The sequence below is a fragment of the Ochrobactrum sp. SFR4 genome (assembly GCF_019730395.1).
Classification (GTDB): domain Bacteria; phylum Pseudomonadota; class Alphaproteobacteria; order Rhizobiales; family Rhizobiaceae; genus Pseudochrobactrum.
Window position 1 is genome coordinate 1 of sequence record NZ_JAAPBB010000803.1, and the last position, 270, is coordinate 270.

Genomic DNA, 270 nt, shown 5'->3' on the forward strand with positions numbered 1-270 from the left:
GCCTGAAGGCACATTCGGTTATGACACGGATACGAAAGATATTCCGTTCGATGCCAAAAAAGCCAAGGAACTGCTGACAGAAGCAGGCTATCCGGATGGTTTCAAAATGACGATCCATGCGCCAAGCGACCGTTATCCGCAAGGCCCTGAAACCGCGCAGGCTCTGGCTCAGTTCTGGACACGTATCGGCGTGGAAACTCAGGTGGAAGTCGTACCCTTTTCGGTCTATTCCGGCAGCGCCAATAAAAACGAATATGCCATGACCATGAT

The 270-nt window shown here is 51.5% G+C and carries 1 protein-coding gene; it reads left to right on the plus strand.

Translation table 11 applies throughout. The annotated features are described in order from the left end of the window. Positions 1-270: ABC transporter substrate-binding protein (locus tag HBA93_RS21295; RefSeq protein ID WP_286202119.1), on the plus strand; the 270-nt coding region annotated here is incomplete at both ends.